Origin of the sequence: Bartonella pachyuromydis (genome assembly GCF_039543065.1) — a bacterium.
Taxonomy (GTDB): domain Bacteria; phylum Pseudomonadota; class Alphaproteobacteria; order Rhizobiales; family Rhizobiaceae; genus Bartonella; species Bartonella pachyuromydis.
On record NZ_BAABJA010000002.1, the window covers coordinates 263,224 to 283,059 of the forward strand.

The 19,836-nt window shown below is 37.9% G+C and carries 12 protein-coding genes and 2 tRNA genes; 6 read left to right on the plus strand and 8 right to left on the minus strand.

Translation table 11 applies throughout. From position 1 onward, the window contains the following. Nucleotides 1-587 precede the first annotated feature (587 nt). Complete coding sequence (locus ABD917_RS02975; protein ID WP_345118611.1) at nucleotides 588-1,808, plus strand: MFS transporter; 1,221 nt, start codon at nucleotides 588-590, stop codon at nucleotides 1,806-1,808. A gap of 326 nt (nucleotides 1,809-2,134) precedes the next feature. Here the strand turns inward: ABD917_RS02975 and ABD917_RS02980 are convergent, their stop codons facing one another. The 3 genes from ABD917_RS02980 to ABD917_RS02990 all read right to left on the minus strand — a co-directional run bounded on the left by ABD917_RS02980 (nucleotide 2,135) and on the right by ABD917_RS02990 (nucleotide 4,289). Beyond that, a complete protein-coding gene (locus tag ABD917_RS02980) occupies nucleotides 2,135-2,374 on the minus strand; it encodes a hypothetical protein (protein ID WP_345118612.1) in 240 nt (79 codons plus the stop codon). Nucleotides 2,375-2,987: 613 nt separating this feature from the next. Beyond that, nucleotides 2,988-3,064: transfer RNA gene (locus tag ABD917_RS02985), tRNA-His, on the minus strand. A gap of 136 nt (nucleotides 3,065-3,200) precedes the next feature. Further along, the gene (locus ABD917_RS02990; RefSeq protein WP_345118613.1) at nucleotides 3,201-4,289 is read right to left on the minus strand and encodes a quinone-dependent dihydroorotate dehydrogenase; all 1,089 of its coding nucleotides are present in this window, start codon (nucleotides 4,287-4,289) and stop codon (nucleotides 3,201-3,203) included. 561 nt (nucleotides 4,290-4,850) lie between these two features. On the opposite strand from ABD917_RS02990, the gene mscL reads away from it, so the two are divergent. Beyond that, nucleotides 4,851-5,264, plus strand: coding sequence for a large conductance mechanosensitive channel protein MscL (mscL, locus tag ABD917_RS02995; RefSeq protein ID WP_345118614.1), 414 nt, complete (start codon nucleotides 4,851-4,853; stop codon nucleotides 5,262-5,264). Nucleotides 5,265-5,569: 305 nt separating this feature from the next. On the opposite strand, the gene ABD917_RS03005 is transcribed toward mscL, so the two are convergent. Both ABD917_RS03005 and ABD917_RS03010 read right to left on the minus strand, forming a co-directional pair. Further along, nucleotides 5,570-7,828 (minus strand): PAS domain-containing sensor histidine kinase, encoded by a 2,259-nt coding sequence (locus ABD917_RS03005; protein ID WP_345118615.1) that lies wholly within the window; start codon nucleotides 7,826-7,828, stop codon nucleotides 5,570-5,572. A gap of 216 nt (nucleotides 7,829-8,044) precedes the next feature. Then, nucleotides 8,045-10,570, minus strand: a complete 2,526-nt coding sequence (locus ABD917_RS03010) for a DNA translocase FtsK (RefSeq protein ID WP_345118616.1) — start codon at nucleotides 10,568-10,570, stop codon at nucleotides 8,045-8,047. A 449-nt stretch (nucleotides 10,571-11,019) separates the two neighbouring features. Here ABD917_RS03010 and ABD917_RS03015 point away from each other — a divergent pair, with 449 nt between their 5' ends. From ABD917_RS03015 to rpoH, 3 genes are all read left to right on the plus strand, one after another. Then, nucleotides 11,020-12,450: an aldehyde dehydrogenase family protein gene (locus ABD917_RS03015; protein WP_345118617.1), complete on the plus strand. Its 1,431-nt coding sequence runs from the start codon at nucleotides 11,020-11,022 to the stop codon at nucleotides 12,448-12,450. Between the two features lie 32 nt (nucleotides 12,451-12,482). Further along, nucleotides 12,483-13,487, plus strand: coding sequence for an RluA family pseudouridine synthase (locus ABD917_RS03020; RefSeq protein WP_345118618.1), 1,005 nt, complete (start codon nucleotides 12,483-12,485; stop codon nucleotides 13,485-13,487). 148 nt (nucleotides 13,488-13,635) lie between these two features. Continuing rightward, complete coding sequence (rpoH, locus tag ABD917_RS03025; protein ID WP_345118619.1) at nucleotides 13,636-14,520, plus strand: RNA polymerase sigma factor RpoH; 885 nt, start codon at nucleotides 13,636-13,638, stop codon at nucleotides 14,518-14,520. Nucleotides 14,521-14,675: 155 nt separating this feature from the next. Here rpoH and ABD917_RS03030 read toward each other — a convergent pair whose 3' ends face one another. The 3 genes from ABD917_RS03030 to ABD917_RS03040 all read right to left on the minus strand — a co-directional run bounded on the left by ABD917_RS03030 (nucleotide 14,676) and on the right by ABD917_RS03040 (nucleotide 19,202). Then, on the minus strand, nucleotides 14,676-16,103 hold the full coding sequence (locus ABD917_RS03030) for a hypothetical protein (protein WP_345118621.1): 1,428 nt from the start codon (nucleotides 16,101-16,103) through the stop codon (nucleotides 14,676-14,678). A 246-nt stretch (nucleotides 16,104-16,349) separates the two neighbouring features. Next, nucleotides 16,350-17,639, minus strand: coding sequence for an adenylosuccinate synthase (locus ABD917_RS03035; RefSeq protein WP_345118622.1), 1,290 nt, complete (start codon nucleotides 17,637-17,639; stop codon nucleotides 16,350-16,352). A gap of 399 nt (nucleotides 17,640-18,038) precedes the next feature. Continuing rightward, a complete protein-coding gene (locus ABD917_RS03040) occupies nucleotides 18,039-19,202 on the minus strand; it encodes a phosphoserine transaminase (protein WP_345118623.1) in 1,164 nt (387 codons plus the stop codon). A 399-nt stretch (nucleotides 19,203-19,601) separates the two neighbouring features. On the opposite strand from ABD917_RS03040, the gene ABD917_RS03045 reads away from it, so the two are divergent. After that, nucleotides 19,602-19,677, plus strand: a tRNA-Phe gene (locus ABD917_RS03045). Nucleotides 19,678-19,836 lie beyond the last annotated feature (159 nt).

A 19,836-nucleotide genomic window follows, 5' to 3' on the forward strand; every position in this document is an offset into this window, starting at 1 on the left:
CTAATAATCAACACAAGCAAGCCGACATTCCTATATCAAAATTGCTAATAACACTCCTCTAATGCTCGCTAAAACAAGTTCCGCTAATTATTTCCGATATCACAAATATTTGCATAATTATCATGACGATTAGGTGGTTGGCTTCGGGACGTCAGCACTATCGATTCTCGGCTCACTCGTCACACGAACCAATCCCAGTCGAAGCGGATACATTACCGACATACAACTTAAAGGAAAATCCAAAGTATACTACAATTGGGTATCAGCGGAGCGACAAGTCTCTAAGGATTTGTGTATGCGGCTACCTTATAACGACTATGCCAACAAAGAAAGAATTGACTGGACCGCATTCCCTTTTTTCGTATACAATAATCTACAACAGCTCATAGACGCAGACCTTATCGTAGAAAGTGGTAACGATCTCTAGCTGACTCAGTGTGGTTGGCAATAGTATTCCAACCTCATGTGTTTTCTTCTACCTCAAGCAGATAGGAATATCTTCGATGACTATATCGCAAACATGCTGAATACAACCGCCGTACTTGATAGACCAGCGGAAATCTGTGTGGCATCTTAAGGAGAAAAGAATGTTCACGCTTTTTGCCAATAAGAACATACGTTATTTTTGCCTAACAGTTATTCTGCTCACCTTACTCAGCGGTGCTTTGCGCACTGCCATTCCGCTATTAGCAAGACAATCTGGATATGGCGTAGTCGGAGTAAGTTGGGCGCAAAGTCTCTTCTCATTAGCGTGGCCAATTTTCGGCATCCTTGCAGGTGCTTTACTTGATCGCTGCGACAAAATAAAACTTGCCACCTCTGCTCTCCTCATCTTCATGCTACTGCATATTGTACTGTTCGTACTGCTTATGATACTGATTTCTCCAGCCGAACAAATTTTCTTCTATGCAACCATTGCTGGATTCATCGTCGTTTCTGCCGAAGCTTATATCATGACAATTCCACCACTTATCATGGAGGGAGAACGATTAATGTCCTTCTACTCAATTGTTTTGTTTTTAGATTTCTGTGTCTCCTTTTTTCTTGCCCCTATCATAACAAGCAGCATTTTAGCGCATAGCACATTGCTATTTTTCGGCCTGTTAATCGTGCTTTTTATCACGTTGATTTTTACCGCTCGCTGTGCTGTTCCGACATCGCCAGCATTTAATAAAGAAAACTTCACTTTCCGTTATATAATTGCCGGCTTTCATTTCATTTTTTCAAATCGGCATCTTATTTCCCTTACAGTACTCACATTCTTTCTATCGGTGGTATTTGGTGCATTCCTAACCTCGTTCATCTTCTTCGTTACCGACGGTCGGTATCTGGGCCTCCATAGCAGCCAATATGGCGTGATGTTTGCAGCCTACGCGCTTGGTACAATGGCAGGTGCTCTCTTTGCGCCGCGTATACGCTATGCACCGGTGCGCCTAGCTGTTCTCGCTGACGGCTTAGGAACGGTTGCCTTGCTGCTTATTCCTGCCTTTTCAAAAAGTGCTCTCGTCGTATGGGGTATCACCTTTATTGCTGGCGTTGGAGCAAGCTTATGGTTTATTGGTGTTACCGCCTTCAGGCAGCGTCTCACACCAAAGCAGCTTCTCGGGCGAGCTAATTCTGCTTTTCGGGTGATAGGCTATACTGGAATGCCGGTAGGAAGCTTTTTGGTTGGCATCCTTAGTTCTTTTATATCATTGCAATTTTCAACTACCTTTATCGGTGGACTACTATTGGTGGCTATCGCGATAACGCTTCCATTTCTTTGGAAAGCTGATCATATAGGCACACCCAACCCTGCCACGAGGTAACAGCTGCTTTAAAAAAAACATTGGTCGGAAAAGGCACACATACCCTATGACGCAATCAATTGATCTGTTCTTTGGACGAGGAAATTATCACCATAACGGCTGATAGAGCAGCAGCACTATGGACGCAGCCAAACAAGCGCTAAAGGCAAAACAGACCATTTACGTTGCATTGAGCGATAACCTCAACGCCTATATAAAGGATGCAAAGAGCTTATAGCGTACGGAGTGCAATTCTTAACCAAAAACTCTGCCCTAGCAATACCCACTTATACTCCAGTTAATCCATCACCCGCTATTATACTCATCTTTGTGCTTCTCCGTTATGCTTAGTATAAAATATGTCTATGAATATTTCTTTTGTACGTCGCAATTCCTTTTATCCTATTTATTTCTATATCCTCTGCAAATTTACTTTCATGCAAAGTCTCGTATAAGCTGTTCTCTTTATTTTTCAAAGTTTCTTGTGCTTGTTTTATCTCTTTTCGCTTACGCAAGTCAGCTAGATCAATTCGCATTACCACATTTTGACATTTTGCTTTTTTACCTTGCTTTGCAAGAGCAATCATTTCGCGTTTTAAATTGGCGCGCTGTTTCGCATAATAAAGACAGCGATTTTCTCTTTCTTTTTGCGCGCTATTATGGCACTTACAAACATTATCAATAAGCTTATCAATTGGCGCAAGCCCATCCTCAATATGGCTATATTCTGGTGCACGTCACATTTCTGAGAAATCGAAGCACTGAATCTCCAATTTGACGACATATCACCACGTATAAATTTAAAATTGCTTCACATGCAGCATAGCTAAACACAATCTAGAAAAAAAACTCAAATCATGACGGTGTCTGCCAACTATATATCTAAGCTTGTTGTTACTATAAGCCTACTGACATCCAAGCTTACAGATTCGCATCTTATGTCTCATCATAAAGTGCACTTGCACACTCAAAAGCAGAAATTCTCTATTCCATTGAAAATAAATAATAAATCGAGCAAATGCCTTTTTAGACAAGATCTCTGCTCATTAAGACGCTTTGTTTTTTTTGGACAAAAAAAGGAAAAACACGAAAGAAAGGCTTTTTGTTCTGTTACTACTCACACGTAAAAAAAGGCCAAGAAGTGCGGAGTTATTAAGGGCAAAAAAACAAAAGAAATGAGAATAGTTGCATAAAGGAAAATGGTACGGTTGGTGGGATTTGAACCTACGACCTCTGGTGCCACAAACCAGCGCTCTAACCAACTGAGCTACAACCGCATAAAAGCAAATGTACCATAACTGTTTACTACTGTGTAAATAGTTATTCCTTACCCCTGTGACATAAGGAAGATCAAAAGAGTTTGCAAGCCCCTTTAAAAAAATCTCATAGTTTTCATCAGAAAAAATAGTTTCCTCACAAAGGAAGTGCACGTTTTGCCCAATCTTCAACACTCTGATCACGATAAGCTTTTATGCTATCAATCCCATCTTGCTGCATAAACTGCAAAATTTCTTTGAGAATAGTTACTACAAGATCTGGTCCCTCATAAACCATTCCACTATACAATTGTACCAAATCTGCACCAGCTTTCACTTTTTCCAAAGCTGTTTGTGCATCTTTTATGCCACCAACGCCAATAATTGCAATGTCCTTCCCTAATTTTTTACGCATTTTTGCCAGTACAGTAGTAGAAAGCTCAAAGAGTGGACGCCCAGAAAGTCCCCCCTCCTCAGTACTTAAGAGGCTATTTTTAAGTCCTTGGCGTGAAAGGGTGGTATTGGAAACAATAACACCATCAAAATCAGAATGCTGTATTTCTTCAGCAATATCATCCAACTCCTTTTCCGATAAATCAGGAGCAATTTTTAAAAAAATAGGAACAGAAAATCCATGCTTTTCCTTTTGTATACCACGCGCTTGTGAAATCGCATCTACCAAAAGATGTAAACTATCACGCGCTTGTAAAGCGCGTAAACCTGGTGTATTTGGCGAAGAAATATTCACTGTAAAATAATCAGCAACATCATAAAAGTGCGCAATACCAGCAGTGTAATCGTCAATTTTCTTGATCGTATCCTTATTAGCTCCAATATTGATTCCTACAATACCAAATTGATTATACGTTCGAAGTCTTTTGTAAACAATGTGATGCCCATCATTATTAAAGCCCATTCTATTAATAATCGCCTCATCTTTTTTTAAGCGAAAAAGCCGCGGTTTAGGATTTCCCGCTTGAGGCTTTGGCGTAACTGTACCTATTTCAGTAAAAGCAAATCCTAAACGAAAAATAGCATCGACAACCTCTGCATTCTTATCAAAACCCGCGGCAAGACCGATAAAATTTTCAAACTCAAGACCCGCAACAGTCACAGAAAAACGCTTATCGAAAATCTTGTCACAATTGCTCAGTCCACTTTTTAGACCTATAATTGCTAAACGGTGCGCATATTCTGGGTCCAACATAAATAAAGCAGAACGACCAATACAACGAAAGAAACTCATGAATTCTTCTCCAAACACAAAACTAATCTACTGCACATCACGTAAATCTTTCAATATAAAAGATCGTTGATAAAGATGGCATATCATCTCAATTAACAACGTACCACTACTACAAGAAAGTTTATAATATAACTGAAAGTTGATAACATCATTGCCCTTCACGTTTATATTTACACACTGTAAAGAAGAAAAAAGCATTTTGGTTTGAGAAAAATTTTTCTTACTTTTTCGCAATTGTGTAGAGATTGAAAATTAAAATCTTCTGCAAAAAGTTATTATAAACATTTTGTAATAATTTTATAACTTAAGTGTATTTTTCTCTAGTAGAAAACTGATAAATCTTTATTTAAAAAATATTTTTGTTATTCTAAACTCTATAAGAAGTTATTTAACTCATATAGAAGTCTTCATGAGATTTTTTGATATACCATAATATTATTGGCAAAAAATTTTATTCTTTGTAATATGATGCTTATTAAGAAAATGAAAACCGCCCTTTTCTTTTTCATCAAAAGCGGTAATTAAAATTATCGTATATCTTTTCATAAAGGGGAAAACGTAATGCTTAAAGAATTCAAAGAATTTGCCCTAAAAGGGAATATGATTGACCTTGCTATCGGTGTGATTATAGGAGGTGCTTTTGGTGGCTTGGTCAATTCAGTCGTTAATGATATCTTTATGCCAATCATTGGGCTTATTACAGGTGGGATCGACTTTTCTAATATGTTTATTCAGCTTGCCGGTGAAAAACAAGCAACATTGAGTGCGGCTAAAGCAGCTGGGGCAACCATTAGCTATGGTAACTTTATCACTTTACTTATCAATTTTCTTATTATTGCTTGGGTGCTTTTTCTCTTTGTTAAAGCTATGAATAGACTCCGTCGAAAACAACAAGAAGAGGAAAGCTCTAAAGAGATGTCTTTAGAAGGACAACTTTTGTCAGAAATCAGAGATCTTTTGGCTAAGAAAAAGTGAATTTATACGTGGTCTGCTGAGCCCCCATATCTTTACGCTTGTGGAGAAGCAAGCTAGCATCATTGTTATATTTGCATGTCCCCAATGGTGCGACGACTCTTGCATTTGAGAATATTCATAAGAGGTATTTTTTGTCCTTTCTTATACAATTTCATCCGCACGCTCATTCCACTTATGACCTGCAGGAGAATGATTTTGTTGATTTAACACAGAGAGATTTGGAATGAGAGAATCTTCACTATTTGAATTTTTAATTCAATCTGCATAATGATAAATTATCTATATAAATCAATATTTTGAATGTTTCATAAAACATATGGAAAAAACAATTCCACAGTTGTTCCATGATTGGGTTTTGAAAATAACAAAAGTTGGCCACCACTTTCTTCTACCATAGCTTTACACATTGGTAGCCCTAAACCAGTTCCCATAAAAGCGCTGTCACCAGAGCGCCCATCTTTGCGCTTTATCTGTCCATAAGGTTGTAGTGCTTGTACGATCTCCTCATCACTCATCCCTATACCGTTATCACTCACGGAAATCTTTACACGCTCTTTTTTTTCATAAGAAACATGAACAATAATTTGCCCACCTGATGGTGTAAAACGAATGGCATTAGAAAGAAGATTCCATATAATCTGCCGAAATGTCTGTTGTGATACACCAATAGATGGTACACGCGTTGGAGCAACAATACGCATGATAATGCCATTATGATTAGCCTGTGTCTCAAGAAATGCCATACTCGCACGCAAACAAGCTATGACATCAAATCCTTCAGATATAAGAGGTGCCTTGATCTGATTATTTGAGCTAGAATAATTGGCTTTCGAGCATTCTAGTAATTGATTAATCAGTAATAATATATGTTTTCCAGATGAGATAATATCACGTAAATATCCACGATAACGCTCATTATCTATCACACCAAAACGACCATCTCTCATAATTTCTGCAAAACCAATAAGAGCATTTAAAGGTGTCCGCATTTCATGAACAACACCAACTGTTTTATTCTCTTCTACTCGTTTATCACTTGGTAAAATTGATCCTGTCATATCACGTAATATAACAGCATAATCATCTTGTCGTGCTAGAGATATAATCGTCATAGAAACTCTTATATTTTTGTGCCTTTTTGTTACTAAAATAGCTGTTTCATCGTGATGAAAAACCTGATTTTTCCCCTTCATACAGATTAACTTAAAATATTTTTCTACTAAAGATTGACTTTGTGAAGTGAATAATGAGGAGAATGGCTGTGCTAATAATTCATTTATTTCATAACCCGTTAGCGTTAAAGCTGCACGACTGACCGATTGAATATCCCCCTGTCCATCCAACCAAAAAACACCCTTCGTCGCTGTATCCAACAATGATAAAACAACGGCCGGCTCTTTTATCTGAGTTTGGTCTGTAGTATTTTCTGATAATATCTGTACATTTGGCAACTGAACAACTGTTTCTTCAATTAAATGCGATCTATCTACAGATGAATGCAATTCTCCACGCAATCGTTCTGCAATCTCATGAAAAGCTGAACGTTCACTTTCTGAAAGATTCGACGTTTTCATATACAGATTTTCATCTTTTTTCTTTTGTTCCTCTTGTATTTTCAAAATACCAAAGCCTCGAAAACCCTTAAGCTGTTGTTGAACATTAAAAATTGGCACCGCAGACAATTCAACATCAAGCCGTTCTCGACAACCATCCACAGGCCAACACACGATTTGTTTGCTCCAAGGTAAAGCTTCTGCAATAAAACCACTGAGGATTTGATATCGCTCATCATTAAACTGATGAGCAAGTTCATGAAAACTTAATCCTAAAACAGAGGAAGAAAGAGGCCCAACAATTTCAGTTAACTCTTTTGAAATATCACAAAACCGTCCATTCTTATCCATTTTCCAAGTAAACCGTTGTGGCAGAAATTGGGGCGTAAAATGAAAAGTTTCTTGATCACTGTTTAACTCATCCGATTCTAGTGGCGCATATAAAATTAAAAAATGTGCTGGTTTCACCTTTAAACGTATAATGCCAACTTGTGTACGAACATCTGCTATAGATAAAATGGTTTTGACTGGCATTTCATCATCAACCGTCTGTAGGAGAATCTTGACCGTTTCATCAATAAATGAAAAATGAGAGGAAGCCTCCAACACTGTCCCATCTTCATCAATTATTGCAACGGACATTGGTGCCTCATCCAATCCAGCAATAAGAGAAATCTTTTCTGCCAGCAAAGATTCCAGTAAAAAAACCTTGCCCAAATCTATACTATCAATAGAAACTACAGAAAATTCTGCTGTGCGCTTTAAACCGTCCAATACGACAACACCTGCACATTGCGCATCCTTCAATATCTTGTGATATTTCACTTGGTTTAAAAAGGAGCTTTCTTTCATGATAGCCGATACAGAAGAAAAGCCCAAAAAATATGCCGCCGCACCATTTGACCAAAGAATATTTTTACAATCAGAAGAAAGAACCAATACCATCTTTCCTCGCATAAAGGCTTGTTTAATTTCTTTACATTCCAGATAATCTAAAAATGTTAAAGACATCTCCAACCCTTTTTTGTATCATTCTACACTGCACAAAAGCAGCATTCATACAAAATATTGCTTCTATTTTGTTACTCCCCATTCCATGTTTTTAATATTTCACAATAAAAAACAAGTGCGTGGTAACACTTGTTCTTATAAAACCAAACAAACATTAATCTCTAAAATAACAACCATTCCGTATTTTTTAAGTCATCATTTAAAAAACTATCTTGCTTACTTACTGTAATCATTTATTAAAATTTCACGCTTCCCAATATGATTAGCAGCTCCAACAATGCCTTTTTCTTCCATGCGCTCAACAAGAGAAGCTGCCTTATTATAACCAATTGCAAGCCGGCGTTGAATATAAGAGGTTGAACATTTTTTATCACGCATAACAATCTTTACAGCTTGCATATAAAGTTCGTCACCATCATCACCAAGATTTTCTTCCGTAGAAATTCCACCATCTGAATCAATGGCTGCATCCTCTTTATTTTCCTCTTCACTATCCGTTACGGTGGCTAAATAATCAGGCTTTCCTTGCATTTTAAGATGCGCAACGATAGCTTCGACTTCTGCATCAGAAACAAATGGACTGTGAACGCGTACAATGCGCCCACCACCTACCATATGGAGCATATCCCCCTGCCCCAAAAGTGTTTCAGCACCTTGTTCTCCTAAAATTGTACGACTATCTATTTTCGATGTAACCTGAAAAGAAATACGGGTAGGAAAATTTGCTTTAATCGTACCAGTAATGACATCAACTGAAGGACGCTGCGTAGCCATAATAAGATGAATACCTGCCGCGCGTGCCATTTGTGCTAAACGTTGAATGGCATTTTCAATTTCTTTACCTGCCACCATCATAAGATCAGCCATCTCATCAACAATTACCACGATATAAGGAAGTTGTGTGAGATCCATTGCTTCTTCATGGTAAAGCATTTCTCCACTTTCTTTATCAAATCCTGACTGTACGGTACACATGATCGTTTCGCCTTTTTGTACTGCAAGTGCAACGCGTGCATTAAAACCATCAATATTACGTACACCTAACTTAGCCATTTTTCGGTAACGTTCTTCCATTTCACGAACTGCCCATTTTAAAGCTGTTACTGCTTTTTTGGGATCCGTCACAACAGGCGTTAAAAGATGTGGAATGCCATCATAAACAGAGAGTTCTAGCATTTTAGGATCAACCATAATCAAACGGCACTGTTGTGGTGACATGCGATAAAGAATCGATAAAATCATTGTATTAATTGCAACGGATTTACCTGATCCTGTTGTTCCTGCAACCAATAAATGAGGCATTTTTGCTAATTCTGCAATGACAGGCTCACCATTAATGCCCTTCCCCAAAGCAAGAGCGAGTTTAAATTGGCTTTCACGAAAAGAATTTGATTGAATTAATTCCCGTAAATAAACAGTTTCACGAACCGCGTTGGGTAATTCAATGCCAATAACATTGCGTCCAGGAATCACAGCAACACGCGTAGAAATAGCAGACATAGAACGAGCAATATCATCGGAAAGATTAATAACCCGCGATGATTTTACTCCAGCGGCTGGCTCAAATTCATACATTGTTACCACTGGTCCTGGATGAACATGGATAATTTCACCCTTAATGCCAAAATCTTCCAAAACACTTTCCAAAAGTCCAGCACCGCGCTCTAATGTTTCTTGCGGAATCATCGTACCTTCATGAAAAACAGGTTCTTGTAATAAATCGATCGGAGGAAACTCATAAGTATTATCGTCAAAAGACTGAATATTTAATGCAAAAATAGAATCACTTTTGCTTAACAATGTGTTAGCAGATCGGAAGACTTTACTTTTTGGTTGCAATATAGAAAGTTTTTCTAAGTTTTTGGTGATACCTTCTGTTGTATCTTCAATAACATTGCTCATATTTTCAAGCTTATTCGTTGTTTCTTCATCGCTTAATCTATCAAAAGTCCCTTTAACAGTACGCCCAGAATGACAGGGGTTACTCTCTTTAAAAATACTATTCTTTGCATGCTTTAAATGAGAAATTTGTTCGATCTCCCGAGTCATTTCGGCCGGAGATTCTGATGTAATGGAATCATAAAATTGTGGAAAGCGGTATTCAAGAACACGGTAAAGAGCAGTAATTGACTCATCAAAGGTAGAAGTTATATCGGGTGTAAGCTCACTCGTGCAATCAATCGATGTTACATGCTCTCCTAAAGTTTGTGCATCAAGCTGTTCTAATATAAAAGATCCACATTCGAAAAATGCATCATCAGAAAGATGCAAAACAGGTTTTGTTTTTTGCATCATATTTTCTACTGGTAATTTATGCTCCCTGCTTACCTTCTCAAGTGGTTTGTGAATAGCTTGCTGTGATAATTGCTTTAAAGCTGTTGTATGACGAATTGACGCTTTATTTTCTATCGATTGAGGATTGATGACCTTTTGTGCTGAAGGATAATTTTCTATATTCTTATTACAGTGTACAATATTCGTAAGATTTTCCTGCTTTTTTTTTGTAAAAACTTTAAACTGTTTTGCAAAAACTGGGTCTGTTTCTATGCGACGACGTAAAATCTCAACTTCTGGTGTTCGCGTAAAGCGCACATTTTGTCCAAGGGCAAATGCCTTTTTCCATATCTCCGGATAAGAAAATATCTCAGCAATCTTAGCAGGTTCATTCTCTTCTGAGATATATTTTGTAGTCTCATCAGAAAAAGAAGGCGTAGAAATAGATTTTTTTTTCGAATTGTGCATAATTATCCAACAAACTTATAGCAATGAGAATAGTTATTTCTTCAAAAAGAATGCATAGAGATTATCATATGAAGGTTAATAACCTTTTGCTGACTGTCACTTTTTAACAAAAAACAATGTTCTTATTTTTCTTAATGAAAATTCTCCTATAAATATTGAATAAATTGCCGAATTTAGGATCTCATTGAGTTATAGTTAATTTTTCGTAAAGAAAATCCTATGATTAAAAAATGAAAGAGAAATTGCTCAGATGTCTCTTTCCTTCCCATTTCATTCAATACAAGTCATATAGACAATGGGGGTGTGCGCTTTAAATCCTCTAACCTTGTTGTTATAAAATAAGCTAATTCCTTTACCTTCGAGAAGATTATCCTTGTTATTTTTGTTTAAAAAGGCTCAAATAGGACGAAATTTAATCATACAAAAATAGAAAAAATAGGGAGCTCATCATGTTTAATAAGCGGAAATTTTATATCAATGGTCTATGGGACGATCCAAGCACGCCTCATGATTTTCATGTCATTGATCCATCAACAGAAGAAGCTTGTGCTGTTATTAGCCTTGGCAGCACAAAAGATGCAGATAAAGCAATTAATGCTGCTAAAGTAGCTTTTCAGAGTTGGAAAACAACTCTGCCTCAAGAACGTCTTAGATTCGTTGAAAAAATTCTAGAAATCTATGAGAAACGCTCAGGCGATATGGCAAAAACCATTTCCATGGAAATGGGAGCACCTATCGATATGGCACTTCATGCACAAACCGCAACCGGTAGTTCTCATATTCGCAATTTTATTAAAGCTTACAGAGAGTTTTCATTTCAAAAGATTCTAATAGAAGGAAATGAGCAAGCGATTCTTCATTATGATCCTATCGGCGTTGTAGGGTTAATTACCCCATGGAATTGGCCCATGAACCAAGTGACTCTTAAAGTTATCCCTGCTCTCTTGGCTGGTTGTACTATGGTCTTAAAACCCTCTGAAATTGCACCTCTTTCTGCTATGCTGTTTGCAGAAATTTTAGATGAAGCTGCTTTGCCTGCAGGCGTTTTTAATTTAATTAACGGCGATGGCGCCAATGTTGGTGCTTACCTTTCAGCCCATCCAGATCTAGAAATGATCAGCTTTACTGGATCAACCAAAGCAGGGAAAGATATCTCTAAAAATGCCAGCAACACTTTAAAACGGGTCTGTCTGGAACTTGGTGGTAAAGGAGCAAATATCATCTTTGCTGATGCTGATTCTGATGCTGTTCAACGCGGTGTACGACACTGCTTTTATAATAGTGGACAAAGCTGTAATGCGCCAACACGCATGCTTGTCGAACAAAGCATCTATGCCGAATCTATCAAAACAGCCAAAGATATTGCTGAAACGACGAAAGTGGGGCCAAACCATCAAGCAGGAGATCATATTGGTCCCGTCGTTTCTAAACAACAATACGATAAAATTCAAGATCTTATTCAATCTGGAATTGATGAAGGTGCAACCCTTATCGCAGGCGGAACTGGTTTACCAATGGGAATGGAGCGTGGTTATTATGTACGCCCCACAGTCTTTGCTCATGTAAAACCTTATATGCGTATTTTTCGAGAAGAAATCTTTGGTCCAGTCCTCTCAATCCTTCCCTTTCATACAGAAGACGAAGCCATAGCCTTGGCTAATGACACCGAATACGGTCTCACAAATTATATACAATCGCAAGATCGCAACAAATGTCATCGTATCGCTGCACAAGTACGCTCTGGTATGGTAGAAGTGAATGGACGTGGATTGCCCAGTGGAAGTTACTTTGGAGGCGTAAAATTTTCGGGACGTGCTCGTGAAGGCGGACACTGGGGAATCAAAGAATTTCTTGATACCAAAGCAATTTCATGCTGGTAAAAGGGTCTTATTAAACACTTAATAGGAAGCGTATGGTTACACAGAAAATAACAGATGAAGGTGCTCTTGGGCAACGACTTGATCAGTGGCTTGCTAAACAATATCATGATGCTTTGTCACGTTCACGTCTACAAACCCTCATCCGTGAAGGTTATCTGAAAGTTGACGGTCACCTTATAAAAGAGCCAAAGACAAAATTAAAACCCAACCAAATCATCGAATTGACAATGCCTGTTCTTCGTGATGCAGAACCTAGCGGTGAAGCCATTGTATTGGACATTCTCTTTGAAGATGATCATGTCATTGTTATCAATAAACCAGCTGGTCTTGTTGTTCATCCTGGCAATGGCAATTGGACAGGAACCTTAGTGAATGCTCTTATCCATCACTGTGGAAAGAGTTTGTCTGGTATTGGTGGGGTTAAGCGCCCTGGTATTGTCCATCGTCTTGATAAAAATACCAGTGGTGTCATGGTCGTCGCCAAAAATGACTTTGCTCATAAAAGCCTCAGTGCTCAATTTTCTGACCACGGACGTACCAGTGCACTAGATCGGCGTTACCATGCCTTGATCTGGGGAACACCTCACCGTAATGTTTGGACAATTGACGCATCTCTTGGACGTTCTCCCCATAACCGAATAAAGCAGGCGGTCGTCCATAACCAACATCCCTATGCTCGCCATGCTATTACACATTTTTCTCTCTTAGAAAAATATGGAACGCATGCGGACTCAACATCTGTTGCTAGTCTTCTAGAATGCCGTCTAGAAACTGGACGTACTCACCAAATCCGTGTCCATATGGCACATATCGGACACCCACTTATAGGTGATACCGTTTATGGTAGTGCTTTTAAAACAAAAACGAATAAGCTTCATCCTATTATTAAGAATGCAATCGATCAATTTAACCGGCAAGCGCTCCATGCTGCCAGCCTGACTTTTGAACATCCAGAGACAGCTAAAATTATGTCTTTTTCTTCACCACTCCCTCAAGATATGGCTGAACTTATCCAGCATTTTAAAAAAATAAATTGAAACTTTTCATCTTTTCAGGATTTCACAATAAAATATCTCTTTTTGAACAAAATTGAAAATTATGCTAGAATGAAATTAGAAAGATATTTACAATATCCGGAAATAGAATTTGCCTTATAAGGGAATTCGCATAAAAGGAGGGTGCTATATGGCCCAGATGAATTTACTATCAGTAACGACGGGTGACGGAGGATTGAATCGTTACCTAGAAGAAGTGCGTCGTTTTCCAATGCTTGAACCAAAAGAAGAATATATGTTGGCTCAGCGTTACCGCGAACATAATGACTTAAAAGCTGCACATAGATTGGTAACCAGTCATTTGCGTCTAGTGGCTAAAATCGCAATGGGATATCGAGGTTATGGATTGCCTATTGGAGAGGTCATTTCAGAAGGTAATGTGGGGCTTATGCAGGCTGTCAAACGTTTCGAACCGGAACGGGGTTTTAGGCTTGCAACTTATGCTATATGGTGGATTAAAGCGTCAATACAAGAATATGTGTTGCGATCTTGGAGTTTGGTGAAAATAGGGACAACCGCCAATCAAAAGCGTTTGTTTTTCAATCTTCGTAAATTAAAAAGTAGGCTTCAAGCCCTTGATAGTGGCGATCTTAACGCAGAACAAGTAAAAGAAATTGCAATCAAATTAAATGTTACAGAAGATGAAGTTGTCTCAATGAACCGCCGGCTTGGTGGTGACACTTCACTTAATGCACCTCTTCGCACAAACGCAGGTGAAAACGGTGAATGGCAAGATTGGTTGGTGGATGACTCCAACAATCAAGAACAAACTTTGATTGAACAAAGTGAATTAGAAAATCGTCGTTCTATGCTTACAAATGCTATAGATAGCCTAAATGAACGTGAAAAACGCATATTCATAGCACGTCGTTTAAATGATCAGCAATTAACACTAGAAGAACTCTCAAATGAATTTAATATCAGTCGGGAACGTGTAAGACAAATTGAAATGCGTGCCTTTGAAAAAGTACAAGATTCTATTAGAGCCTCTGCTTTATCTCAAAATTATGTGTAAAATCCTTAAACTAAGTATAAAGCCAATTATTTGCACACTCTCAAAATAGAGTTAAAGTAGTGCTATGTTGGCTTTACACTTCTGAATTGACCTATAAAATTGTTTTGATTGTGAGAGTTCTTTTTGTGCTCTTTTATCTCATCCTTGTTAGTGTTTTATTTTTTTTGACCAAGAACTGTTAATTTATTTGATTGCGCAAGCCATTGTCCAATCACTTCATTAAAAATAGCTTGCCCTTTTGGCCCTTTTGCAAAAGTTAATTCATTTATGCGTCCGTTTTTATCCGTTAATATCAAACGTATCCAATCCAACTCCCTTATCAATTGTAAGTTTCGGTCAAGAAATGGACGATTGCCACTCAATGCAACAAGAAAAAAATCATCGCCAATCTTTGTTGAAACAGTTCTTGCTAAAGCCTGACCAATAGAATGTTCACTTGCTTTGAAAGTTAATGCCTGAACATTATTTATAGCTTGACCTGAAAATTTATCAGAAGGAATAAAAACAAGATCCATAATATATGCAGCAGGAAAAGAGACATCCGTATTACGACGTAAAATGAGCCGTAATGATAACCCTTCATCGGGAATTGTTATATCACCTTGTATCGCAGTTTCTTCCGGAACTCCTTTCCCGTAAGACTCCTTTATAAGTGCCCAACGAGCACTTCCCGTTGCTACTTTTTCTGCATCATAATTTGTACGTGCTTGATAAAAGATAGCTTCACCCGCCTGTTCAACTGGCTGCAAATTGCTGGTAACAACTTTTGAGGTTCCTTCTTCATTTGAAGAATCTGTTGTTTGATCTAAACCAACATCAATTTCACTCCCATCCTCTAACAAGCGTTTCGTTAACTTTTTCGTGATTGAAAGTGTCTTTGGTAATGTATGAGAAACTTGAAGATTTTCTCTCAACGATTGATGACTATTTGATACAAATATACGCTCACCAACAAAATAAAGACCAACAGCTAAAATAATAAAACTAGCAACAGCAGCAGTACTTATTACAACACGCTTTTGCATCGATGACTGATTAGCCCGACGTACAGCTTGAGAAAAAATATGCGAAACAATATGTGGATTATCTCCTTGTGAAGAAGGAGTTAAAAGAGAAGTTTTTAATATCTCCTCATCAACATGCTGAGAAACTAAATAATCCTTTATATTGACAGGTTCTGCATCTGGTATCCCCGATGCACAAAACTCATTAAATGCCTTATTATCCTTTAAACTTGTAACAGAACTTTGTCTTGCTTCTATTTCTCTCCCTAGAATCGCATTCTCTTTTGGAAACGGAGAATTTTGTATGTTTTGGTTATCTTCAGCTGTATCTATAAAACTCCACCCAACGACTGAAGAAAATCGCTTCTTTTCAACTGCTAAATATGCTTCCTCAACGGTTGTAATAGCACTTTGCAAAATCTTTCTTTGCTCATCAGCCATCGCTTGTGGTATTGTCGCTGCTGCAAACTGATGTTCTAGTGTTTCGATAGCTCGTTTATAAATCTGTTCGCGCACTTGTGATGTAGCATTGCTTTGTGCATTGATTGTTTTTTTTAAGATTCCAACGAAATCTACCATATCTTTTATAATCTTTCTCAACCTGAGAAAAAATCCCAGTTGTAAAGCCCAACACGTCTCTCTTTTAATCCTCTAAATTGATAGTCCTTGATATTGTATATTGATACAACTGTCGCAGTAATGTAAAATGAATGTGAAAAATAAACAATGCTCTTTTGCATCTTTCTTTCATTCTTAAATCCATTCTTCATAGAAAAGAAGACAAGAGGCAAATTAAAAATCTACACAGAAGTTTAAAAATAATCATTAATTTTCAAAAGGATCTGTAATAAGAATGGTATCTTCGCGCTCAGGGCTAGTCGATAATAAAGCGATCCGCGTACCAACTAATTCTTCAATATAGCGTATATATTGGATAGCCTGCATAGGTAAGTCCTCCCAGCTCAAAGCATGCGCTGTTGCTTCCTTCCAGCCTTCTAATGTCTCATAAATGGGCTTCACACGGGCTTGTGCCCCCATGGATGACGGTAAATGATCGATTCTTTTACCATCAAGTTCATAACCAACACAGATTTTGACTTCATCCAAACCATCTAAAACATCAAGTTTTGTTAGTGCGATACCCTGAACCCCACAAATTGCTACCATCTGACGTACTAAGACAGCATCAAACCAACCACATCGACGTTTTCTACCAGTTACAACACCAAACTCCTTACCACGCATCCCAAGAAATTCACCAATATCATTGATCTGCTCTGTTGGAAATGGCCCTTCTCCAACACGTGTTGTATAAGCTTTTGCAATACCCAAAACATAATGGATTGATCTAGTCCCCATTCCTGAACCAATACATGCTTGTCCAGCTACTGTGTTGGATGATGTCACATAAGGATAAGTCCCAAAATCATTATCCAATAAAGCACCTTGTGCACCCTCAAAAAGGATATGCTTTCCCATCCGATCACTGTCATCTAAAAGACGCCACGTACAATCCATAAAGGGTAGAATTTCATCGGCGACTTGCATCAACTCATCATAAAGTGCTTGAGAATCAATCTCTGCAACTCCCATTCCACGACGCAAAGCATTATGATGTCCCAAAAGCCGTTCGATTTTAGCCATAAGCGTATCAGCTTCTGCCAAATCCATCACGCGGATAGCACGACGCCCAACCTTATCTTCATAAGCCGGTCCAATACCACGTCTTGTCGTACCAATTTTTAACCCCGATAAACCACTTTCACGAATTGCATCAAGATCACGATGCAAAGAAAGAATCAATGGAGCATTTTCAGCAATACGCAAAATGTCTGGTGTAATTTTCACACCCTTCTCACGTAGTTTTTTTAATTCTTCTACAAAATGATGAGGATCAACAACAACCCCATTACCAATAATGGATAACTTTCCACGAACTAAACCAGACGGTAAAAGCGATAATTTATAACTAACCCCATCAATAACCAATGTGTGTCCTGCATTATGCCCCCCCTGATATCTCACCACAATATCTGCCCGCTCAGACAACCAATCTACAATTTTCCCTTTACCTTCATCGCCCCATTGTGTACCAACAACTACTACATTGGCCATAACTTTCTCCGTCGTGTTTTGTCAAATAAAACCAGCATTCAAAAACAAACGTTTTCTTATAACGAAAGCTTCGAATAAGTGCGACTCTTCATTTTGACTTTTTCCCAATCTTCAGATAGTTAAATTTTTAAATCTACGATAATTAAAGACAAAGAAACACTCTTGATATAAAATATCTTCATCTTCAATCAGTCCTTTTTGCTATAAAAGCAAAAATATTGAGAATTTTTGGTTGTGATTTTCACCAATTTAATAGATCATGCATTTTTCCTTCACACGCTTTAGCAATCCATGCAACATTTGAAGATTGTCTATTTAACAGATGAATATGCAAAATTGTCATAATCTCCCATATTTTTTTGCTGAAAAAAATGCGTTATAAAAATCGCTAACAATTCATTAAAGTCGCGCTTTTTCAACCTGAAACGCCCATTCAAGCCATTGTGTTAAAATTTCAAGATCAGAAGCCTCAATTGTTATACCGGTCCACACTCGAAGCCCTGGAGGAGCCGCTCTATACGAACCAATATCATAAGCAGCTCCTTCCTCATCAAGACGATTCACTATTGCTTTTATAAAAGATACCCGCTTTTCAGTATCTAAAGAAGTAATCACTGGGTCGACAATATCTAAACAAACAGATGTATTAGAACGTACTTTAGGATCTTTTGCCAAATATTCTAGCCATGGTGTTTTGCGAACAAAAGCATCAAATACAGCAAAATTTTTCTCGACACGTGCCCTTAGCGCCGGTGCACCACCTAAAGACTTTGCCCATTTCAACCCATCAAGAAAATCCTCAACACAAAGCATTGAAGGTGTATTAACTATTTTCCCTTTAAAAATATCTTCATTCAATTTTCCATTTTTGGTCATGTAGAAAAGTTGAGGCATCGGCCAAGCTGGAATATAACTCTCAAGACGTTCAACAGCACGAGGACTTAAAATCACCATCCCATGTGCTGCCTCACCACCCAAAACTTTTTGCCATGAAAAAGTAACAACATCTAATTTTGAAAAGTCAAGATATTGCCCAAAAGCTGCAGATGTAGCGTCACAAATTGTCAATCCAGCCCGCTTTTCTGGAATAAAATCTGTATTAGGAATACGCACACCAGAAGTTGTCCCATTCCATGCAAAAACAACATCACGATCAAAGTCAAGTTGTGTTAAATCCGGCAACTCACCATAAGGAGCCTCAAAACGACGCACATCAGAAAGCTTTAATTGCTCAACAACATCTGTGTTCCACCCAAAACCAAAGCTTTCCCATGCCGCCATATCTACGCCACGCTCACCTAATAAAGACCATAAAGACGCTTCAACAGCACCAGTATCTGAACCAGGAACAATCCCTATACGATGATCAGAAGGAACTTCAAGAACCTCACGAGTTAAATCAATAACTTCAGCAAGTTTTAACTCTGCTTCTTTTGATCGATGCGAACGTCCAACTAATGCATTTTTAAGAACTTCAAAAGTCCAGCCAGGTCTTTTGCTACAAGGACCTGAAGAAAAATTCGGATTATTTGGACGACAACTTGGTTTTTTCAACATGATCATTATTTCTCCCCTTTTAGACGGCTTGTCTTTCTTTAATGAATTATTATAAAGACTAAAGCCAATATTCCCTTTAGACAAAAATCAAAAATGCTTTTTCTTTATTTCGTAAGCTTAAGATACATAGAAACCTTGTAAAAAATATCCCTCTTAAATTATGCTTCTCATATTGATTCTTTCAAAAGATTTTCTCGTGTTATCACCACGATAAGACAGCATTTCTATCAGGGTACAGTAACGTATCGTAATATAGCTAGCAAGTTTATTTTATAACAACGCATCGTTATATTGCCTAGAATATGGAGATAAACTCATAAAAAATTCATTATTTTTCTTTTGATGACTGGACAGATAAAATTTTAATGTTATAACCGCACACGTTTCACGTGTTTTGTGAAACGTGCCCAGATAGCTCAGTTGGTAGAGCAGCGGACTGAAAATCCGCGTGTCCGTGGTTCGAATCCGCGTCTGGGCACCATTTTTTGCTTTTAACGTATTGAAATATATAGATTTTTTTCTTTAAATAACGATTTTTAGACCACCTTTTAGTCCACCTATTACAGTTTATACAATTTTATCTAATTTGTTGTTATTTGATCCGCATTTTTCTCTGGAGTAAAGGCTAAGATCTCTTTCT

What these genes read in the sequence shown, in the direction of transcription:
- ABD917_RS02975 (WP_345118611.1), top strand. Translation starts at nt 588, where the DNA reads ATGTTCACGCTTTTTGCCAATAAGAACATACGTTATTTTTGCCTAACA.
- ABD917_RS02980 (WP_345118612.1), bottom strand. Translation starts at nt 2,374, where the DNA reads ATGATTGCTCTTGCAAAGCAAGGTAAAAAAGCAAAATGTCAAAATGTG.
- ABD917_RS02990 (WP_345118613.1), bottom strand. Translation starts at nt 4,289, where the DNA reads ATGAGTTTCTTTCGTTGTATTGGTCGTTCTGCTTTATTTATGTTGGAC.
- mscL (WP_345118614.1), top strand. Translation starts at nt 4,851, where the DNA reads ATGCTTAAAGAATTCAAAGAATTTGCCCTAAAAGGGAATATGATTGAC.
- ABD917_RS03005 (WP_345118615.1), bottom strand. Translation starts at nt 7,828, where the DNA reads ATGTCTTTAACATTTTTAGATTATCTGGAATGTAAAGAAATTAAACAA.
- ABD917_RS03010 (WP_345118616.1), bottom strand. Translation starts at nt 10,570, where the DNA reads ATGCACAATTCGAAAAAAAAATCTATTTCTACGCCTTCTTTTTCTGAT.
- ABD917_RS03015 (WP_345118617.1), top strand. Translation starts at nt 11,020, where the DNA reads ATGTTTAATAAGCGGAAATTTTATATCAATGGTCTATGGGACGATCCA.
- ABD917_RS03020 (WP_345118618.1), top strand. Translation starts at nt 12,483, where the DNA reads ATGGTTACACAGAAAATAACAGATGAAGGTGCTCTTGGGCAACGACTT.
- rpoH (WP_345118619.1), top strand. Translation starts at nt 13,636, where the DNA reads ATGGCCCAGATGAATTTACTATCAGTAACGACGGGTGACGGAGGATTG.
- ABD917_RS03030 (WP_345118621.1), bottom strand. Translation starts at nt 16,103, where the DNA reads ATGGTAGATTTCGTTGGAATCTTAAAAAAAACAATCAATGCACAAAGC.
- ABD917_RS03035 (WP_345118622.1), bottom strand. Translation starts at nt 17,639, where the DNA reads ATGGCCAATGTAGTAGTTGTTGGTACACAATGGGGCGATGAAGGTAAA.
- ABD917_RS03040 (WP_345118623.1), bottom strand. Translation starts at nt 19,202, where the DNA reads ATGATCATGTTGAAAAAACCAAGTTGTCGTCCAAATAATCCGAATTTT.